The 15,976-nt window shown below is 68.4% G+C and carries 11 protein-coding genes; 6 read left to right on the forward strand and 5 right to left on the reverse strand.

Translation table 11 applies throughout. The annotated features are described in order from the left end of the window. Positions 1-147 precede the first annotated feature (147 nt). Complete coding sequence (locus tag AB0C30_RS31170) at positions 148-1,389, reverse strand: cellulose binding domain-containing protein (protein WP_357951366.1); 1,242 nt, start codon at positions 1,387-1,389, stop codon at positions 148-150. A gap of 634 nt (positions 1,390-2,023) precedes the next feature. Between AB0C30_RS31170 and AB0C30_RS31175 the strand changes: the two genes are divergently transcribed. Beyond that, positions 2,024-3,082, forward strand: a complete 1,059-nt coding sequence (locus AB0C30_RS31175; protein WP_357951367.1) for an endo-1,4-beta-xylanase — start codon at positions 2,024-2,026, stop codon at positions 3,080-3,082. Positions 3,083-3,205: 123 nt separating this feature from the next. After that, positions 3,206-4,231, forward strand: a complete 1,026-nt coding sequence (locus AB0C30_RS31180) for a LacI family DNA-binding transcriptional regulator (protein ID WP_357951370.1) — start codon at positions 3,206-3,208, stop codon at positions 4,229-4,231. A 48-nt stretch (positions 4,232-4,279) separates the two neighbouring features. Here the strand turns inward: AB0C30_RS31180 and AB0C30_RS31185 are convergent, their stop codons facing one another. Further along, positions 4,280-5,299, reverse strand: coding sequence for a LacI family DNA-binding transcriptional regulator (locus tag AB0C30_RS31185; RefSeq protein ID WP_357951371.1), 1,020 nt, complete (start codon positions 5,297-5,299; stop codon positions 4,280-4,282). 763 nt (positions 5,300-6,062) lie between these two features. Between AB0C30_RS31185 and AB0C30_RS31190 the strand changes: the two genes are divergently transcribed. Next, complete coding sequence (locus tag AB0C30_RS31190; protein ID WP_357951372.1) at positions 6,063-7,301, forward strand: glycoside hydrolase family 30 beta sandwich domain-containing protein; 1,239 nt, start codon at positions 6,063-6,065, stop codon at positions 7,299-7,301. On the opposite strand, the gene AB0C30_RS31195 is transcribed toward AB0C30_RS31190, so the two are convergent. Continuing rightward, a complete protein-coding gene (locus AB0C30_RS31195) occupies positions 7,258-7,611 on the reverse strand; it encodes a hypothetical protein (protein ID WP_357951374.1) in 354 nt (117 codons plus the stop codon). The genes AB0C30_RS31190 and AB0C30_RS31195 overlap by 44 nt on opposite strands. Before the next feature lie 164 nt (positions 7,612-7,775). Further along, positions 7,776-7,907, reverse strand: a complete 132-nt coding sequence (locus tag AB0C30_RS31200) for a hypothetical protein (RefSeq protein ID WP_357951376.1) — start codon at positions 7,905-7,907, stop codon at positions 7,776-7,778. On the opposite strand from AB0C30_RS31200, the gene AB0C30_RS31205 reads away from it, so the two are divergent. Beyond that, a complete protein-coding gene (locus tag AB0C30_RS31205; RefSeq protein ID WP_357951378.1) occupies positions 7,906-9,000 on the forward strand; it encodes a glycoside hydrolase family 43 protein in 1,095 nt (364 codons plus the stop codon). The two genes, AB0C30_RS31200 and AB0C30_RS31205, sit on opposite strands and share 2 nt — an antisense overlap. Before the next feature lie 100 nt (positions 9,001-9,100). After that, positions 9,101-10,744, forward strand: coding sequence for an OmpA family protein (locus AB0C30_RS31210; RefSeq protein WP_357951380.1), 1,644 nt, complete (start codon positions 9,101-9,103; stop codon positions 10,742-10,744). Positions 10,745-11,026: 282 nt separating this feature from the next. Here the strand turns inward: AB0C30_RS31210 and AB0C30_RS31215 are convergent, their stop codons facing one another. Beyond that, the gene (locus AB0C30_RS31215) at positions 11,027-12,289 is read right to left on the reverse strand and encodes an ROK family transcriptional regulator (protein ID WP_357951382.1); all 1,263 of its coding nucleotides are present in this window, start codon (positions 12,287-12,289) and stop codon (positions 11,027-11,029) included. Positions 12,290-12,447: 158 nt separating this feature from the next. Here AB0C30_RS31215 and AB0C30_RS31220 point away from each other — a divergent pair, with 158 nt between their 5' ends. Continuing rightward, positions 12,448-15,975 (forward strand): alpha-N-acetylglucosaminidase TIM-barrel domain-containing protein, encoded by a 3,528-nt coding sequence (locus tag AB0C30_RS31220; protein WP_357951384.1) that lies wholly within the window; start codon positions 12,448-12,450, stop codon positions 15,973-15,975. Position 15,976: the final 1 nt, after the last annotated feature.

The following is a 15,976-nucleotide window of genomic DNA, read 5'->3' on the forward strand; positions in this document are numbered from 1 at the left end:
TGATCGGTTGGGGGAGCGGGCGCAGGGGAGTCGCGGCGCGGAGAGTCCGGTGGGGCCGGTGTTAGTTGTAGAAGGATTCGTACTCTCTGCGCGGGCAGGGCTTTCCGCTCGCGAACACGCCGGCCGATCGTGATCGACCGGCGTCGGTTACGGGGCCGTGCAGGTGGCGGTGGGAGTGGCCGCGGTGCCGTTGGCGGTGAAGCCGAAGGTGGTGGACGCGCCCGCGGCGATGGAGCCGTTGTAGGCGGCGTTGCTGACCGTCACGGCGGAGCCGGATCCGCTCTGCGTGCCGTTCCACAGGCTGCTGATGCTCTGCCCACCGGGCCAGGTCCACTTCACGGTCCAGCCGTCGACCGGTGCGCTGCCCGCCCGAACCGTCACCGTCGACTGGAACCCGCCCTCCCAGCTGTTGACCGTCTCGATCGTGGCCGAACACGCCCCCGGAACGGGGGTCGGCGTGGGAGTCGGCGTCGGTGTCGGCCCGCTCTGGAACTGGGTGAAGAACTTCCACACCTCTGCCGGAACCCAGGTCCTGGAGCCGCTGTCGCCGCCGGCCCCATCCTGTGGGGCGGCGATGTGACCCTCGTCGAACGCGGCCCATACGACCGGATGCCCGGCCGAGCAACCCGAGTAGGTCGTGACTCTGTGCGTCAGGCTGCCTTGCGCCGGCTCGGGCGGGTTCTGGGCGGTGCAGCCGTTGTTCCTGACGAACCGGTCGCGAAGAGATCGTCCGCCGGAGATGTTGAGCACGTTGTCCCTGATGCCGTGGATCCCCATGTAGGCGATGGGCTGGGTGCCGCCGCCGCAGCCGCTGAGCTGGCCGCCGGACTGGACCGCGACCGCGCGGAAGACGTTCGCCCGGGAACACGCGATCGCGTACGACATGGCGCCGCCGTAGCTGAAACCCGTGGCGAACAGCTGTGTGGTGTCGACGCAGAGAGCTCCCTCGATCTGCCTGACCATGTCGTCGACGAAGGTCAGGTCTTCACCGTTGGCATTGCCCCAGCCGTTGTTGAAGCCCTGGGGCGCGACGAAGATCGTGGTGTTGTTCGCCAGGCGCAGGAGCCCGTAGTAGGCCCAGACGTCCCGTTGCACGGTCTGACCTGTGGCGACATCGGTGGCGGTGCCACCCAGCCAGTGGAACCCGAAGACCAGCCGGTAGGGGTGGTTCATGTCGTAGCTGTCGGGGATCTTCAGAATATAGCTGCGATTCTTGCCGCCGGTCTGGATCGAACGCGTACCACTCGCCAGCCCTGGTGCCTTGCCACATCCCGTAGAGGGCGCCAGGGCACTGACCGTGTCCGTGGTGGTCGTGCTGAGGCTGGCGCTCAGCGCCGGACCACCTGCGGCCACCAGGACGGCGAGCACCACGACTGCTAAGGCGGCCACTAAGGGTCTATGTCTTGACATCGTGAAACTCCCTCTGCCAACTCGATGTCGGCGTACGTCGATGGGAGGAACGGTCGCGAGGGTGCGGGCGCCGGCCGGTCGGCACGCCGCACCACACCTCAGCCCACTCGAAGGTGCCGTCGGCGGTGGCGAACGCGGTCGTGCTGGGCTTGCGTTATCGGTAACACAAGCTCTAGAGATTTCCCGGAGCATGTCAAGGACCAGCCGTACTGGTCGCTGATGGAGTCGCGCGAAAGGACTGCCGCCCATCAAGGCGCAAACAGTGCGGGTGCTGGGAATGACTCCCTTCGCCGGTCGGAGATCAGCCGCCGTACACGAGGCCGGCGTTGATGAAACGTTCATCGCCGCTGTCGGTGGCAGGGCCGCCGCGAACGCGCAGTGTCGCGGCAGGCTCTCCACAAGGCGAGAGAACGGGAGCAGCGAAACTTTCGGCTGAGCCTTGACATGTTTCGGGCCGGTTTCCACACTGAGTCTCCGAACGGGGGTGCCTTCTGCCGAGGCTGGTGGTGGACGGCAGGAGCGCAGCCCGTGACGCGATCCAGGCGGCAGGCCGCGTGCTGGATTCGCGCGGATTTCTGAACCCTCTCTCGCATCCCCTAGCGGAGGCTCAGACATGAAGGAAAAGCTCAAACTCGCATCGGGCGCCCGAGCGCTGCTCACCGGCGCGATCGGCGTACTCACCGCACTGGCTGTCACCACTCCCGCAGGCGCCGCCGCGGGAACATTGGGCGCGGCGGCGGCGCAAAGCGGGCGCTATTTCGGCGCCGCGGTGGCGGCCGGTCATCTCGGCGAGTCGGTGTATGTGACGACGTGGGACAGAGAGTTCAACGGGGTCACCCCCGAGAACGAGATGAAGTGGGGCCCCATCGAACCCTCCCGTGGCTCGTTCAACTGGGGCCCGGCCGACCAGATCGCCAACCACGCCGCGAGCAAAGGCATGAAGATCCGCGGCCATACCCTGGTCTGGCACTCTCAACTGCCCAGGTGGGTGAACGGCAACATGTCGGCCGGCGACCTGCGCTCGGCGATGATCAACCACATCAACCAGGTGATGGGCCACTACAAGGGCAAGATCTACGCCTGGGACGTGGTCAACGAGGCCTTCGCCGACGGTGGCGCGGTCGGGACGCTGCGCAGCTCGGTGTTCACCCAGAAGCTCGGCAACGGCTTCATCGAAGAGGCCTTCCGCGCCGCACGCGCCGCCGACCCCAACGTCAAGCTCTGCTACAACGACTACAACATCGACGACGCCAACGCCAACAAGACCCGCGGCGTCTACAACATGGTTCGCGACTTCAAAGCCCGCGGCGTGCCCATCGACTGCGTGGGCCTGCAGTCGCACTTCGGGAACCCGCCCGCCAACTACCAGCAGAACATCGCCCAGTTCGCCGCGCTCGGCGTGGACGTGCAGATCACCGAGCTGGACATCGGCGGTTCCGGCTCGGCCCAGGCCAACGCCTACCGCCGCGTCACCCAGGCCTGCATGGCGGTTTCCCGCTGCACCGGCATCACCGTCTGGGGGGTCACCGACAAATACTCATGGCGCAGCGGCGACACACCCCTGCTCTTCGATGGCAACTACAACAAGAAACCCGCCTACAACGCCGTCCTGAACGCCCTCAACGGCGGCTCCACCCCGCCTCCCATGGGCGGCGGCACGATCCGTAGCTGACCAACCTCCTGAGAGCCGGTTCGCGGAAACTCGCGCGGACCGGCTCCCTCCGTCGCCCCTTGACGGAGGCGGCCGACACCTACAACGTGAAGGCCCTCGACATCTTTGGGGGTTACCGGTCACATGCCACCGAACGACATTCCTCCAGGCCGGTCCGCGAGCATCTGGGATGTCGCCCGGTTGGCAGGTGTCTCCCAGCAGACCGTCTCCCGCGTCATCAACGACAAGACCCGCGTGAGCGAGTCAACCCGGGCCAAGGTGATGCGGGTCATCGCCGAGCTCGGCTACCGGCCCAATCGGTTCGCCCGGACGCTGGCCGGCGGCCCGGTGAGCTGGGTCACCGTGCTCACCTCGGACACCGCCCTGTTCGGCGCCGCCGCCACGCTGCGCGGCATAGAGGAGGCGGCCAGGGCGGCCGGCTTCTCGGTGGGCATCAGTGTGCTGGAACCGGGCGCGAGCAACGACATCGCTCTGCGCCTCAACCGGCCTCAGGAGCCCGTCATGGTGATCGCCTACGACGGGCCCGGCGTGCGCGCGTTACGCGCGCTGCCGCCGGACGTGCTGGTGACCGCCGCGGTTGAACGCCCCGACAACGGCTCGGGCGACGACTCATGGCAGGTCTGGTTGGATGACCGGGCCGCGGCGGCGCACGCGACGCGCCACCTGCTGAGCCTGGGGCACAAGACCGTCCACTACGTGGCCATCCCATCCTCCACCAGCGCGCTTTCGCAGCGGACCCGTGGCTGGCAGGACGCGCTGCGGGCGACCGGACGACCTCTGCCCGAGCCCCTGCGGGCCGGCTGGACTCCCCGTTCCGGATACCTCGCGGTGCGCTCCCTGCTGGCGGACCACTCGGTGACCGCCATCCTGTGCGGCAACGACGACCTTGCCCTGGGCGTCATGCGGGCCGCGCGCGAGGCCGGACGGGATATCCCCGGCGACCTCAGCGTGGTCGGCTTCGACGACACCCCGGCGTCGGCCTACCTCCACCCCTCGCTCACCACCGTACGGCTCGACTTCGAGGGTCTCGGCCGCGCGTGTTTCGGTCTGCTGCTCCGCAGGCTGCAGCCGGAGGCCGCCCTGTCCCTTCCTACCTGGAACGAGCCGGAGCTGATCGCGCGGGAGAGCAGCGGCCCGTCGCCGGCCTGACGCTCATCTGTGAGCAGGCGGCCGCCCCGCTGCCCCGGAGGCCAGGCGTCAGCTCAGGCGTGCGGGAGGGCCGGTGCTGTCGCGGACGACGAGTTCAGTGGCGAGTTCGATGCGGCTGTGTGACAGCGGCTCGCCATGGGCGAGCTTCAGCACCATCGAGGTGGCCGCGGAGGCCATCTGTCTGAGGGGCTGGCGGATGGTGGTCAGCGGCGGGATGGCCCACCGTACCGAAGGCATGTCGTCGAAGCCGATCACGCTGAGATCGTCCGGAATGCGCAGGCCGAGCTGATGAGCCGCATGGTAGACGCCGATGGCCTGACCGTCGTTCGTGGCGAAGATCGCGGTCGGCCGGTCGGGCAGGCGCAACAGGCGTTGCGCCGCTGCCAGACCGCCCTCGATGAAAAAGTCCCCACGGGCGACCAACCGCTGGTCGACGGACACGCCGGCCATGTCCAGAGCGGTGCGGTAGCCGTCGAGACGGGCCCGGCTGGACAGCGCGGAGTCCGGCCCGGTGATGATGGCGATGCGGCGATGCCCGAGCTCCAGGAGATGGCGGGTGGCCGAAAGCCCGCCGTTCCAGTTGCCCGCACCGATCGACGGGATGTTCTTGCCGGGAGCGTCGGCCGGATCCAGCAGGACCAGCGGGATCTCGCGGCGGGTGAGCTGTTCGTGCTGGGCTTCCGTCAGACCGGAGAACACGGCGATCACTCCGCTCGGACGGCGTCGCAGCACACCCTCCACCCACGCGTCTCCAGCGGTGTGGTCGCGGCGGAGATCCGATATTCCCACCATGAGCTCGTGCTCACGAGCCACCTCCGCCACGCCGTTGGTGATCTCGACGGGATAGTCGCCCTCCAACGCGTGGAAGACCAGCTCCACCACGGCCATCGAGGGGGATCGGCGGCGCTGCCGCCGATAGCCGTGCTGGCGGATGAGCCTTTCCACGGCGGCGCGGGTTTCGGACGACACCGCGGACCGGCCGTTCACTACCTTGGAGACCGTCGCGGTGGAGACTCCGGCCAGCTCGGCGAGCTGGGCGATGGTGAGGGGAGACGACTCCATGGTCATGGCGGCAGTCTAGCTACGGAGGGCCGACAGGCGGCCTGAGGCGTCGGTCTCCACCGCATACGCCTTTGCGGTGAACGTCAAGGCGTTGGCACGGGAACGTCTTCCCTTCTGAAGTTTCGCCTCCGGGAAGATCGAGCCGCACTGTCTGCGCAGGTGAAAGTTTCACAGAAATAGCCCCGTTGGCAGTGGGTAACTTGCGCTGCCTTCAGAGTTAATTTGCGGCTCAGGACGTGGCCGTGCCAGCGCATTCTTGCCTCAGTTGAGTTGCCGGCGCATCGCGGTGGTCGGCGGGCCCGCATTCCCGCTCTTTGGTGCGGTCCAGCCGCATGACCAGGGGCGATATACCGACCTGGCGCTGGGTTCAACCGTCACTCATCGCCCTCTGGCGCGCCGCTAGTTGATCTTAATTAGGTTTCTGCCATGTGAACGGTTGACGAGTCGCAGTCATGGACTTACCTTCCTGCAAGAGATGTTAGCGCGAACAATCGGCGCTCTCGGAAGGGTTGCCGGCAATGACCTGACCTATGTGAGCTTCATCGAAGTGACTCGATGAGAACGTAACCCCACTCTGCCTGGTCGAGCATTGTTCCCATGTCAATGGGAGCGCTCCCATAGTGCGGCAGAACGGGCGCCGACCGGGCCAACGGGACCGGAAATGCGCGGACTCGGCACATGGCCAAGAGGAGGAGACATGGCGCAAGGGCGGAATGAGCCTGTCAGCGGCGAGCGAGGATCGCTGAGCCGGAGAAGCGTCCTGGCGACGATGGGGGCTCTGCCGGTCCTCACCGTCGCGGCGTCGGCCGCGGGGGCCTCGGCGGCCGCGGCCGCGACGGCTGCCGCCGCGGTGATCATCGATCCGTCGGCACGGCGGCAGACGATCCGAGGCTTCGGCGGCATGACCCACACGGCCTGGATCGGCGACCTCACGGCTGCCCAGCGGGACACGGCGTTCGGCACCGGCGAGGGCCGGCTGGGATTCTCCGTGCTGAGGATCCCCCTCCCCGAGAACCAGGCGGACTGGAGCCGCGACCTGGCGACGGCGAGGCGCGCGATCGAACTCGGGGCGACCGTCATCGCGTCCCCCTGGAATCCCCCCGCCCGCATGGTCGAGACCTTCGTCCGTGGCAGTCAGACCAACGCGAGACGCCTCAGATACGACATGTACGGCGCCTATGCCCAGCACCTGAACGACTTCACCGCGTTCATGCGGAACAACGGGGTGAACCTGTACGGCATATCAGTGCAGAACGAGCCCGACTACGCGCATGATTGGACGTGGTGGACCCCCACCGAAATGGTGCGGTTCTTGCGGGAGAACGCCGGCTCGATCAGCACCAGGGTCATCGCGCCCGAGTCCTTCCAGTACCTCAAGAACATGTCGGACCCGATCCTCAACGACCCCACGGCGCTCGCCAACGTGGACATCATCGGGGCGCACCTCTACGGCACCTCGTTCGCGAACTTCCCCTATCCCCTCTTCAAGCAGAAGGGTGCGGGCAAAGAACTCTGGATGACCGAGGTCTATTACCCCAACAGCACCGATTCGGCGGACCTCTGGCCCCAGGCGCTCGATGTGGGGGAGCACATCCACCGCGCCATGGTGAACGCCGAGTTCCAGGCGTACATCTGGTGGTATATCCGGCGCAGCTACGGGCCTATGCGGGAGGATGGCCAGATCAGCAAGCGCGGCGCTAACATGGCGCATTTCGCCAGGTTCGTCCGCCCCGGATACGTGCGGATCGAGGCGACGGCGAACCCGGCGTCGAACGTGTACGTCTCGGCGTACCGGGGCGGTGACTCCACGGTCGTCGTCGCCATCAACAAGGGGACCTCTGCGGTGAGCCAGCAATTCACCCTGGCGAACGGCACCGCGTCCAGAGTCTCGTCCTGGCTGACCGACGGGAGCAGGAACGTCGCACCTCAGGGTACGACCAGCGTGTCGAACGGTTCCTTCACCGTCACGCTTCCCGCTCGAAGTGTGCTGACCTTCGTGACTGCGTGACCCGGGCTGACGCGGTCAGGGATGCCGCGAGGCGGTGGACAGCGGTGACGATGTAGGGCTCAGGCGTCGCCGCGTGGCCGAGGAGCAGCCCCGGACGTTTGGCCGGTTCCTGGGCGTGCGCGGACAAGGGCTGCACGTCCACGCCATACGCCGCGGCCCGGAAGGCTGCCTGCCTATCACCGATGTCTTCGGGCAGCCAGCCAACCACGTGCAGGCCCGCGTGGGCGGGTGTCACCGACAGGACGCCGTCGAGCTCTTGACGCGCCGCCCGGACGAGGGCCGCCCCGCGTTCCGCGTACAGGGCACGCATCCGCCGGACCGCGTCGTCACCCGGGTCGAGGAGCTGGATTCAAGTCGATCGCTCAGGCGGAGGAGAACGCGGCGGCCCTCGAGCGTGGCCCGCTGGCCCCGGCTCAGATGGCCGAGATCGACGCATTGCTGGCTCGCTGATCAGGAGGAGCCGATACACGGCGATCAGCAGTGGAGCACTTGGTCGATCACCGCGCCGGAACCGAATGTCTCGTAGCCGGGGATCGAGCCGGTCGCGCCCCACATCTCGCCGCAGGTGACTTCGTCTGGGCGGCCCGCGGGTAAAAGGAGCCTCATGAGTAGACATGCTCTTCGACCGGTGGTCATCGCCCTCGCCCTGACCGCCGTCGGCGGCACCGCCGCCTCTCCCGCCAACGCCGCACCAGCCGCCGAACCCGCCAAGAAGTCCGTAGCCCTCGGCCGCACCACCCTGGGTGGTGCCGACCCCAGCGTCATCCGGGTCGGCGACCTCTATGTAGCGGCCAAGTCGGTGAACGGCGGCGTCGCCGTACGGACGGCGACCACTCTCGAGGGGATCGCCGCCGCGCCCCCGCGCCAGGTGTGGAAGGACACCGGCAACCTCGGTGAGGTGTGGGCGCCCGAGATCGTGCACCACAACGGCGAGTACCACATCTACTTCTCGGCGGGCCGCAGCGCCGCCCACCGGATGTACCACATCAGCTCCGCCACCGCCGACTCCGGCTATTCCGCCGCGACGAAGGTCGCCCTGCCCGGCGACAAGTGGGCCATCGACGGCACGCCGTTCACCTTCAACGGCCAGCGCTGGTTCGTGTGGTCCGGCTGGGCGGGCGACACCAACGTCGAGCAGAACCTCTACATCGCCCGGATGAGCGGCCCGACCACGGCCACCGGCGGCCGTTACATCATCTCCCAGCCGCGCGAACCGTGGGAGCGGGTCGTCGGCAACCCGTTCATCAACGAGGCTCCCGAGCCGATCCTCGACCCGAACGGGCAGTTGCACATCGTGTACTCTGCGAACGGCAGCTGGAGCAGCAAGTACTGCCTCGCCGATCTGCGGCTGCGCTCCGGTGGTGATCCGACGAACGTGTGGGACTGGTACAAGAGCAACGGGTGCCTGTTCGGCTCGTACGCGGCGTACATGATGGACGGCTGGACCCCGACGCTGCACGTGGACGGCCCGGGCCACCACACGTTCGTGCTGGAGCGCGGCGACATCGCCACCAGCCCGCCGTCCGGCAACCGGTTCCCGACCATGTACCACGCTGTGGCCAAGGGCACGCCGTACGAGTGGTCCAACCGGTACTGGTACACCGGCACGGCCGTCTGGTGGAGCAAGACCACCTACCGGCGGGCGAACGTGCCCGGCCCCAACACTGACATCGGGTACAGCCTCAAGTTCTTCGAATGACACATGTCTACTGAAACCCCGGCAATGAGGCGAACGAGAACGCGAGGCGCGCGTAGGATCCCTACAGCTGACCGATCTTGATCGCCTGGCGGAGATTCATATGGATGTGCGCCTCCGTACGACGGCCCTCCTGCTCGCGGCCGCGATGCTCTGCGCGTGCGAAACGCCCGCCCAGAACGCCGGAAGCGGGACTGCGACCACGCCCACGCGGCAAACCGCGTCCCCGCCGGTCTCGCCGTCGGCGAACGCGACTCCTGCCGGGGGCCTCGTACGGGAAGGGCTGGTCGGCCTGTACGGCTCCAACCCCTTCAAGGTGGACGTCAAAGCGCTTGAGACCAACCGCGACCTCACCGTGCTCAAGATGGAGATCACGGCCACCGGCGAGGGTGGCTCCCGCAGTGGGGACTTCGGCTACGACGGGTTACCCACGCAGAGCGTGAGCTTCGGCAAGTTCCGGCTGTTCGACCCGGTCGGCAGGAAGGTCTACTTCACGCTGCGGGAGAACGACGCCGAGGGCAGGGCGTTCGGCACTCGCCACGGCACGGCCACGACGGAGAACTACCCCGACGACTTCCAAGTCGGCGTGCGCTATCCCGTCGAGGTGTACTTCCCGCCTTTGCCGGCCGGGGTCCGGCAGGTCTCGATCGTGCCGGACATGGCCCTGGCCCCGTTCACCGGTGTTCCGGTCACCGGCGGCGCGGCCCCGCCCGTCGCCAGGCAGCGCGACGACACGGACACGTCCGCTCCCGGCTCGACGTTCCAGTGGCCCGTGGTGCCGCCGTCGGGCAAGATCTGGTCAGGGGTCTCCGACGTGAACGAGCTGGTCGAGACCCCGCAGAAGACGACCGAGCAGCAGGGCACCCAGGAGACGATCGGGCTGCGCACGGACGTGCTGTTCCGCTTCGACAAGGCGGATCTGTCGGACAAGGCGGCCACCGTGCTGGACGAGGTGGTCGAGGAGACGCGCGTGCGGGCCGACCCGGCCAAGCCGCCGATCCTCATCGAAGGGCACACCGACAGCAAGGGCGAGCCCGCCTACAACCAGGACCTCTCGATGAAGCGGGCGGAGGCGGTGCGCCGCTACCTCGCCGGCAAGCTCGGCGACGCGTACGTCTACAAGGCCACAGGCAAGGGCGAGAGCGAGCCGATCGCCGACAACACCAAGAAGGACGGCAGCGACAACCCCGAAGGCCGCGCCCGCAACCGCCGCGTCGAGATCTCCTACCAGATCAAGCAGGACCTGCCCGGCACGACCACCACGACCGGCCGCCGTGCAGGCAGAACGTCAGCGGACAAGGTGCGAGGTTCGGTCCACAGCCCCGCCCCGTTCCGCGCCGACGCGGGTCCGGTGGTGGGCTCGTTGAGCGTGAAGCGCTTCAACAACCGGCTGCGGGTCGACGTTCACCCGTTCTACCGCGACGGCGCCTACCTGGTGGCGGCCTTCGATGTCGCGCTGGAGAGCTCGGAGACGTTCATCCCGGTGCCCGGACCGTTCAGCGGCGGGTCGCACGCGTTCTCCTCAGGCTCCGACTACGGCACGTTCAGCCTGCTCGACCCGGCGACACAGGCGCGGTACCTCCCGCTGAAGATGAGCACCGTGTTCGTGGAGAACTCCGTGCTGTCCCTGGACAAGGGCGAGGTCAACAGGAGCTACGTCTACTTCCCCGCGCCCGCCGACTCGGCGCGTTCGATCACTCTGGAGGCGGAGGGCATCGGCACGGTGCCCGACATCCCGATCTCGTGAATCGCGAGAGCGACGGATCGCCGGCAGTCCCGCTTCGGCCTTCCGACGCAGCTCAGATCCCGCCTCATCGAGTGCCTGGGCGCTGATCCCTCCCCGGAATTGCAGGGCATCCACCTGGCTCTTCTGGAGGGAGATACGCGGCAGATCGCGCCGATGGCACCTCGTCGCCGCCCACACCTCCAGCGGACCCAAGATCCCGAAGCGCACCATTCCAGGGTGGTGCGCGGATCGCTCGCCGTGGCCTCGGCCGTCAACGTCCTCGTCGCCACAGAAGACCCTCGGTCAGCAGACGGTCAGGGTGTCGCGCCACACCTCGTCCAGGGCCATCTGGATCGCGCCGGTGAGCACAGTGCCCTCGGCCAGCTCCGACAGTTCCACGCCAGGCGGGGTGAGGGTCAGGTCTTCGAGGTGCCGGGCGATCGCGTCCAGCAGGACTGCGCCGGCCCGGGCGATGCCCCCACCGATCACGATCACATGTGGGGACAGGACAAGGACCACAGGCGCGATCGCCTCGGCGAAGACGGCGGCGACCCGGTCGACGACCTCGGCGGCGAGCGGGTCGCCCCCGGCGGCGGCCGCGAAGACGGCAGCCGCGTCCGTCGCACGGGCGAGCCTGGACTCCGGATGCGCGGATGCGCGGCGGCGGGCGAGATTGACGATCGCCTCGGCGCCGATCGCGCGCTCCAGCGGCCCACGACCGTCCCCGGCCGCGTCGGGAAGGTCGGCGTCGGGAGCATCGGCGTCAGGAGGGTCGGCGTCAGGAGGGTCAGCGTTGGGAAGGTGCGCGTCGGGACGGTTGTCGACAGGGCGAATGAAGCCGATCTCACCGGCCTGGCCCGCGCCCCGATGCAGCCGTCCGTCGATGACGACGCCGGCGCCGAGCCGCTCGCCCCACTGAACCGCGAGCAGGGTGCCCGCGCCGGTGCGCTGATGGGCCGCCGCCAGCGCGGCCAGGTTCGCGTCGTTCTCCACCGTGACCGCGCACCTGAAACGAGCCCGCAGGCGGCCGGCGAGGTCGATCTCCGACCAGCCCGGCACACTCGGGACGAACAGCACCCGGCCGGTGGTCTCCTCGACGATGCCCGGGGTCGCCGCGGTCACCGCCGCGATCTGCTCGGCGGCCAGGCCGGCCGTCGCCAGCGCTTCATCCGTCGCCTCGTCGACGGCTTCGAGCAGGTGCCGAGCGCTGCGCCGGCCGACCGTCCGGCGAATCACCGCGAGGCGCTCACCGGCCAGGTCGGCGATCCCCGCCGTCACGGTGTGCGGGCCGACGTCCAGGCCGAGCACGGGTGCCGCCCGGCCGTTCAGGGAGAACCGCGTCGCCGGTCTGCCCACAGTGGCCGGCTGCGGCGCGTGCTGCCGTAGCCAGCCGGCGGCCAGCAGATCCTCCACGGCTTGGGCGACCGTCGGGCGGGTGAGCTCGGTCAACTGGCTGAGTTCGGCGAGCCGTACAGGCTCGGGTGCGCGCCGTCGGACCGCGTCGAGCACCGCGGCCCGGTTCATCCTCCGCAGCACGGGTGTGCCCGCCGGCCGCTCCTCCGTCATCCGCGCCCCTTGCTGTCCGGTTCGTGAATATCCGGCATGAGATCTTGACCTCTGGTCGCCTGCGGCTGAGTATATTTCGCAAAGACGTTACGAAAAGTCTTTACATAACTTTCTCTATAGTAGGCCCCTTAGTCGCCCCCCTCGGAGGTGGCCGCCCGATGATCCGTTCCGGCGAACCCCACAGCCCCTTACCGCGCCGATGGCGAACGCTCCTGACGGCACTCGCCGCCGTCCTGCTCACGATGCTCACCGTGCCGTTCGTCTCCCCACCCGAGGCGGCGGCCGACACGGTTGCCGGGTTCGGCGGCCCCGCGGCGCAGGCCCTCGAACGGCTGATCGGGACATCGCGCGCCAAGCAGGTCACTCTGCTCACGATCGTCAAGGGCACGGGCCGAGACCGGTTCCAGGTGTACGGTTCCAACGGCCGCCTCGTCGTCGCCGGCACGACGCCCGCGGTTCAGCTGACCGGCTTCGGCTACTACCTGCGCCAGGTGGCCCACGCCGACATCGCGATCAACGGCTCCCAGGTCGACCTGCCCGAGCACCTCCCGTTGCCCGCGGCACCCATCGCCAGAGACTCCTCGGTGGATCACCGCTTCGCACTCAACGACACCAACCAGGGCTATGCGGGCGCGTATCTGAGCTGGCCGGAGTGGCAGCGGCGGATCGATGTCCTCGCGCTGCACGGCATCAACGAGGTGCTGGTCTACGAGGGCCAGGAGGCGGTCTACCAGCGTACCTTCATGAAGTTCGGCTACTCCGACCAGCAGATGCGCGCGTGGATCCCGCAGCCGGGCCACCAGTCCTGGTGGCTGCTGCAGAACATGTGCTGCACCGACAGCCCGATCTCCCAGCAACTCATCGACCAACGGGTCGACCTCGGCCGCAAGATGGCCGACCACCTGCGTTCCCTGGGGATGGTCCCGGTGCTGCCCGGCTACTTCGGCACCGTGCCGACCGACTTCAAGGCCCGCAACCCGGGAGCCAACACGGTCCCGCAGGGCACCTGGAACCAGCTCGAACGCCCGCACTGGCTCGACCCGACCAACGCGGTCTTCGCGCGTGTCGCGGCCACGTTCTACCGGGTGCAGACCGAACTGTTCGGTAACAGCACGATGTACAAGATGGACCTGCTGCACGAGGGTGGCACGGCCGGAACGGTCAACGTCGCACAGGCGTCACAAGCGGTACAGCGGGCATTGAACACCGCCCATCCCAAGGCGCTCTGGACGATCCTGGGATGGCAGAGCAACCCGCTGCCGGCGACGCTTCAGGCCATCGACCGGACCAAGATGTTCATCGTCGACGGCATCAGCGAGGAACCCGGCATCACCGACCGGGACAAGGACTTTCTCGGCACCGGGTACGCGTTCGGCACCATCTGGAACTTCGGCGGTCACTTCAACCTCGGCGCCCGGCTGACGCTGTGGAACCAGAAGTTCCACGCCTGGCGCGACAAGCCCGGCACGGCGATGAACGGCATCGCGCTGATGCCGGAGGCCATCGACAACAACCCGGCCGCGGTCGCGTTCTTCGCCGATCTGCCGTGGCAGGACAGCCCGGTCGACATGCGGCAGTGGTTCGCCGACTACGCCACCGCCCGGTACGGCGGCGAGGATCCGCACGCCAAGGCGGCCTGGCAGATCCTCCTCGACACCGTCTACAGCTGGCCCGCCGGCGCCGACTCCCGGCACGTCACCGGCCTGTACGACGACGAGCCCGGCCTGGCGAACACCGGCTACCCGCTGCAGTACGACATCGCCACCTTCGACAAGGCGCTCGACGAGCTGCTCCAGATCGACAAGGGCCTGCGCGGCTCCGGCGCCTACCGCTACGACCTCGTCGATGTCGCGCGGCAGGTGCTGGCCAACCACAGCCGGCTGCAGCTGCCCAAGATCCGCGCCGCCTACCGGGCCAAGGACCTCGAACGCTTCGAGCGCCTCACCGGCCAGTGGATGGACCAGATGCGGCAGATGGACCGGCTGCTGGGCACGGACGAGAACTTCCTGCTCGGGGCGTGGCAGAAGGAAGCCCGCCGGCAGGCCGCCACGCCGGCCGAGGCGGCGACGCTCGACTACAACCTCAAGTCGCTGGTCACGATCTGGTCCGCCGACGCCCGTCTGCAGGACTACGCCCGCAGGGAGATGAACGGTCTCGTCGGGCAGTACTACGTGAAGCGCTGGCAGATGTTCTTCGACGGCCTGAAGACCGCGCTGCGCTCGGGCAAGGATTACCCCGAGAAGATCGACTGGATGGCCGTCGCCAAGGACTGGGCCAAAGCCGGCACCCAGCTCGCCTCCGAGCCACGCGGCGACGCCTACGCCGAAGCGAGCACCGTGGCCGCACTGCCCGACGGCGCGGTGACCATCGGGGTCGACCGTAAGGGCGTCAAGCCGGGTGGGACCGTACAGGTCACCGCCGCGTTCACCAACGACAACACGTCGCGGCCCACCGACCGGGTGACGCTCCAGCTCGACGCCCCGGACGGATACCAGGTGCAGGCGACCTCCCCGATCAGCGCCGACCACGTCGCTCCGCGTGACAAGCTCACCGCGACCTGGACGGTGACCGTTCCCGCAGGTGAGGCCCCAGGCGGCACTCCGGCGCTGGACGTCATCGCCTCCTGGGACTCCGGCGACGTCGCCCGGCGGGACACGGCCTCGACCCGCCTGCTGATCGCCGGAGCCGCGCCCGCGTCGTACAAGACGATGAGCAACACCCCGGCCGAGTTCGCTCCCACCAGCGACGGGATCGCGATCGCGGCGAGCGGCGCGGACCTCTGGAAGGAGACCAACGAGCTCGCCACCGCCTACCGCGCGGACGCCCTGGCCGACGGGCAGCAGCTCACCAGCACGGTGCTGCGCCAGGACGGCGCGTCGGAGTGGACCCGGTCAGGGTTGGTGGTGAGCGACGATCTGGCCACCCCCGGGGCCACCGGGTACGCGAACATCGCCGTCACTCCCGGTCACGGCTGCGTGTTCAGCTGGGATTCCGACGGCAACGGGCAGCTCGACTCGTACACCGAAGTGGGTGGGTTCACCCCGCCCGTACGCGTGCGCGTCGGAAAGTCCGGCGACCGGCTCACCGGCTCGTGCAGCAGCGACGGCAAGAACTGGTCGGTGATCGGGTCGGCCCGCGTCCCGGGCACCGGCGCCACGCTCGACGCCGGCCTGTTCGTCAGCGCGGCCAACCGAGACACCGGCCAGCAGGCGACCGCCGTGCTGACCGATCCCGCGTCGGCCCCGTCGACCGCCCGCGACGGCGCGGGGGACACGCTGCAGAGCCTCCGCAAACCGGTCACGGCGCTGAGCTGGGAGGCGAACCGAGGCCCCGAGTACGTGAACGACGGCAACCGGGCCAACTCGCCGTACTTCGCCAGCCAGATGACCTGGGACACCACTTGGTGGAAGGTCGACCTGGGGACGGTCAATGACATCTCACGCGTCAACGTCCGCAACTATGTCGGAGGCGGGCGCTACTACGAGTACCGGCTGGAGGGCAGCCTCGACGGCGTCACCTGGTACACCCTCGGCGGCCGTCGTGGCCCCAAGGCCGCGACCGACGCCGGAGACACGATGACCACCGAGGCGAAGGCCCGATACGTCCGGGTGATCGGCACCCACAACACCGCCAACCTGTCCTTCCACCTCACCGAGGTCAGCGTGTACGGCACGCCGGCGCAATAGG

The organism is Nonomuraea sp. NPDC048901 (genome assembly GCF_040649695.1).
GTDB lineage: Bacteria > Actinomycetota > Actinomycetes > Streptosporangiales > Streptosporangiaceae > Nonomuraea.

Coding starts and splice junctions, on each gene's coding strand:
- AB0C30_RS31190 (WP_357951372.1), top strand. CDS start 6,063: ATGGGGGCTCTGCCGGTCCTCACCGTCGCGGCGTCGGCCGCGGGGGCC.
- AB0C30_RS31175 (WP_357951367.1), top strand. CDS start 2,024: ATGAAGGAAAAGCTCAAACTCGCATCGGGCGCCCGAGCGCTGCTCACC.
- AB0C30_RS31215 (WP_357951382.1), bottom strand. CDS start 12,289: ATGACGGAGGAGCGGCCGGCGGGCACACCCGTGCTGCGGAGGATGAAC.
- AB0C30_RS31185 (WP_357951371.1), bottom strand. CDS start 5,299: ATGACCATGGAGTCGTCTCCCCTCACCATCGCCCAGCTCGCCGAGCTG.
- AB0C30_RS31205 (WP_357951378.1), top strand. CDS start 7,906: ATGAGTAGACATGCTCTTCGACCGGTGGTCATCGCCCTCGCCCTGACC.
- AB0C30_RS31180 (WP_357951370.1), top strand. CDS start 3,206: ATGCCACCGAACGACATTCCTCCAGGCCGGTCCGCGAGCATCTGGGAT.
- AB0C30_RS31210 (WP_357951380.1), top strand. CDS start 9,101: ATGGATGTGCGCCTCCGTACGACGGCCCTCCTGCTCGCGGCCGCGATG.
- AB0C30_RS31220 (WP_357951384.1), top strand. CDS start 12,448: ATGATCCGTTCCGGCGAACCCCACAGCCCCTTACCGCGCCGATGGCGA.
- AB0C30_RS31195 (WP_357951374.1), bottom strand. CDS start 7,611: ATGCGTGCCCTGTACGCGGAACGCGGGGCGGCCCTCGTCCGGGCGGCG.
- AB0C30_RS31200 (WP_357951376.1), bottom strand. CDS start 7,907: ATGAGGCTCCTTTTACCCGCGGGCCGCCCAGACGAAGTCACCTGCGGC.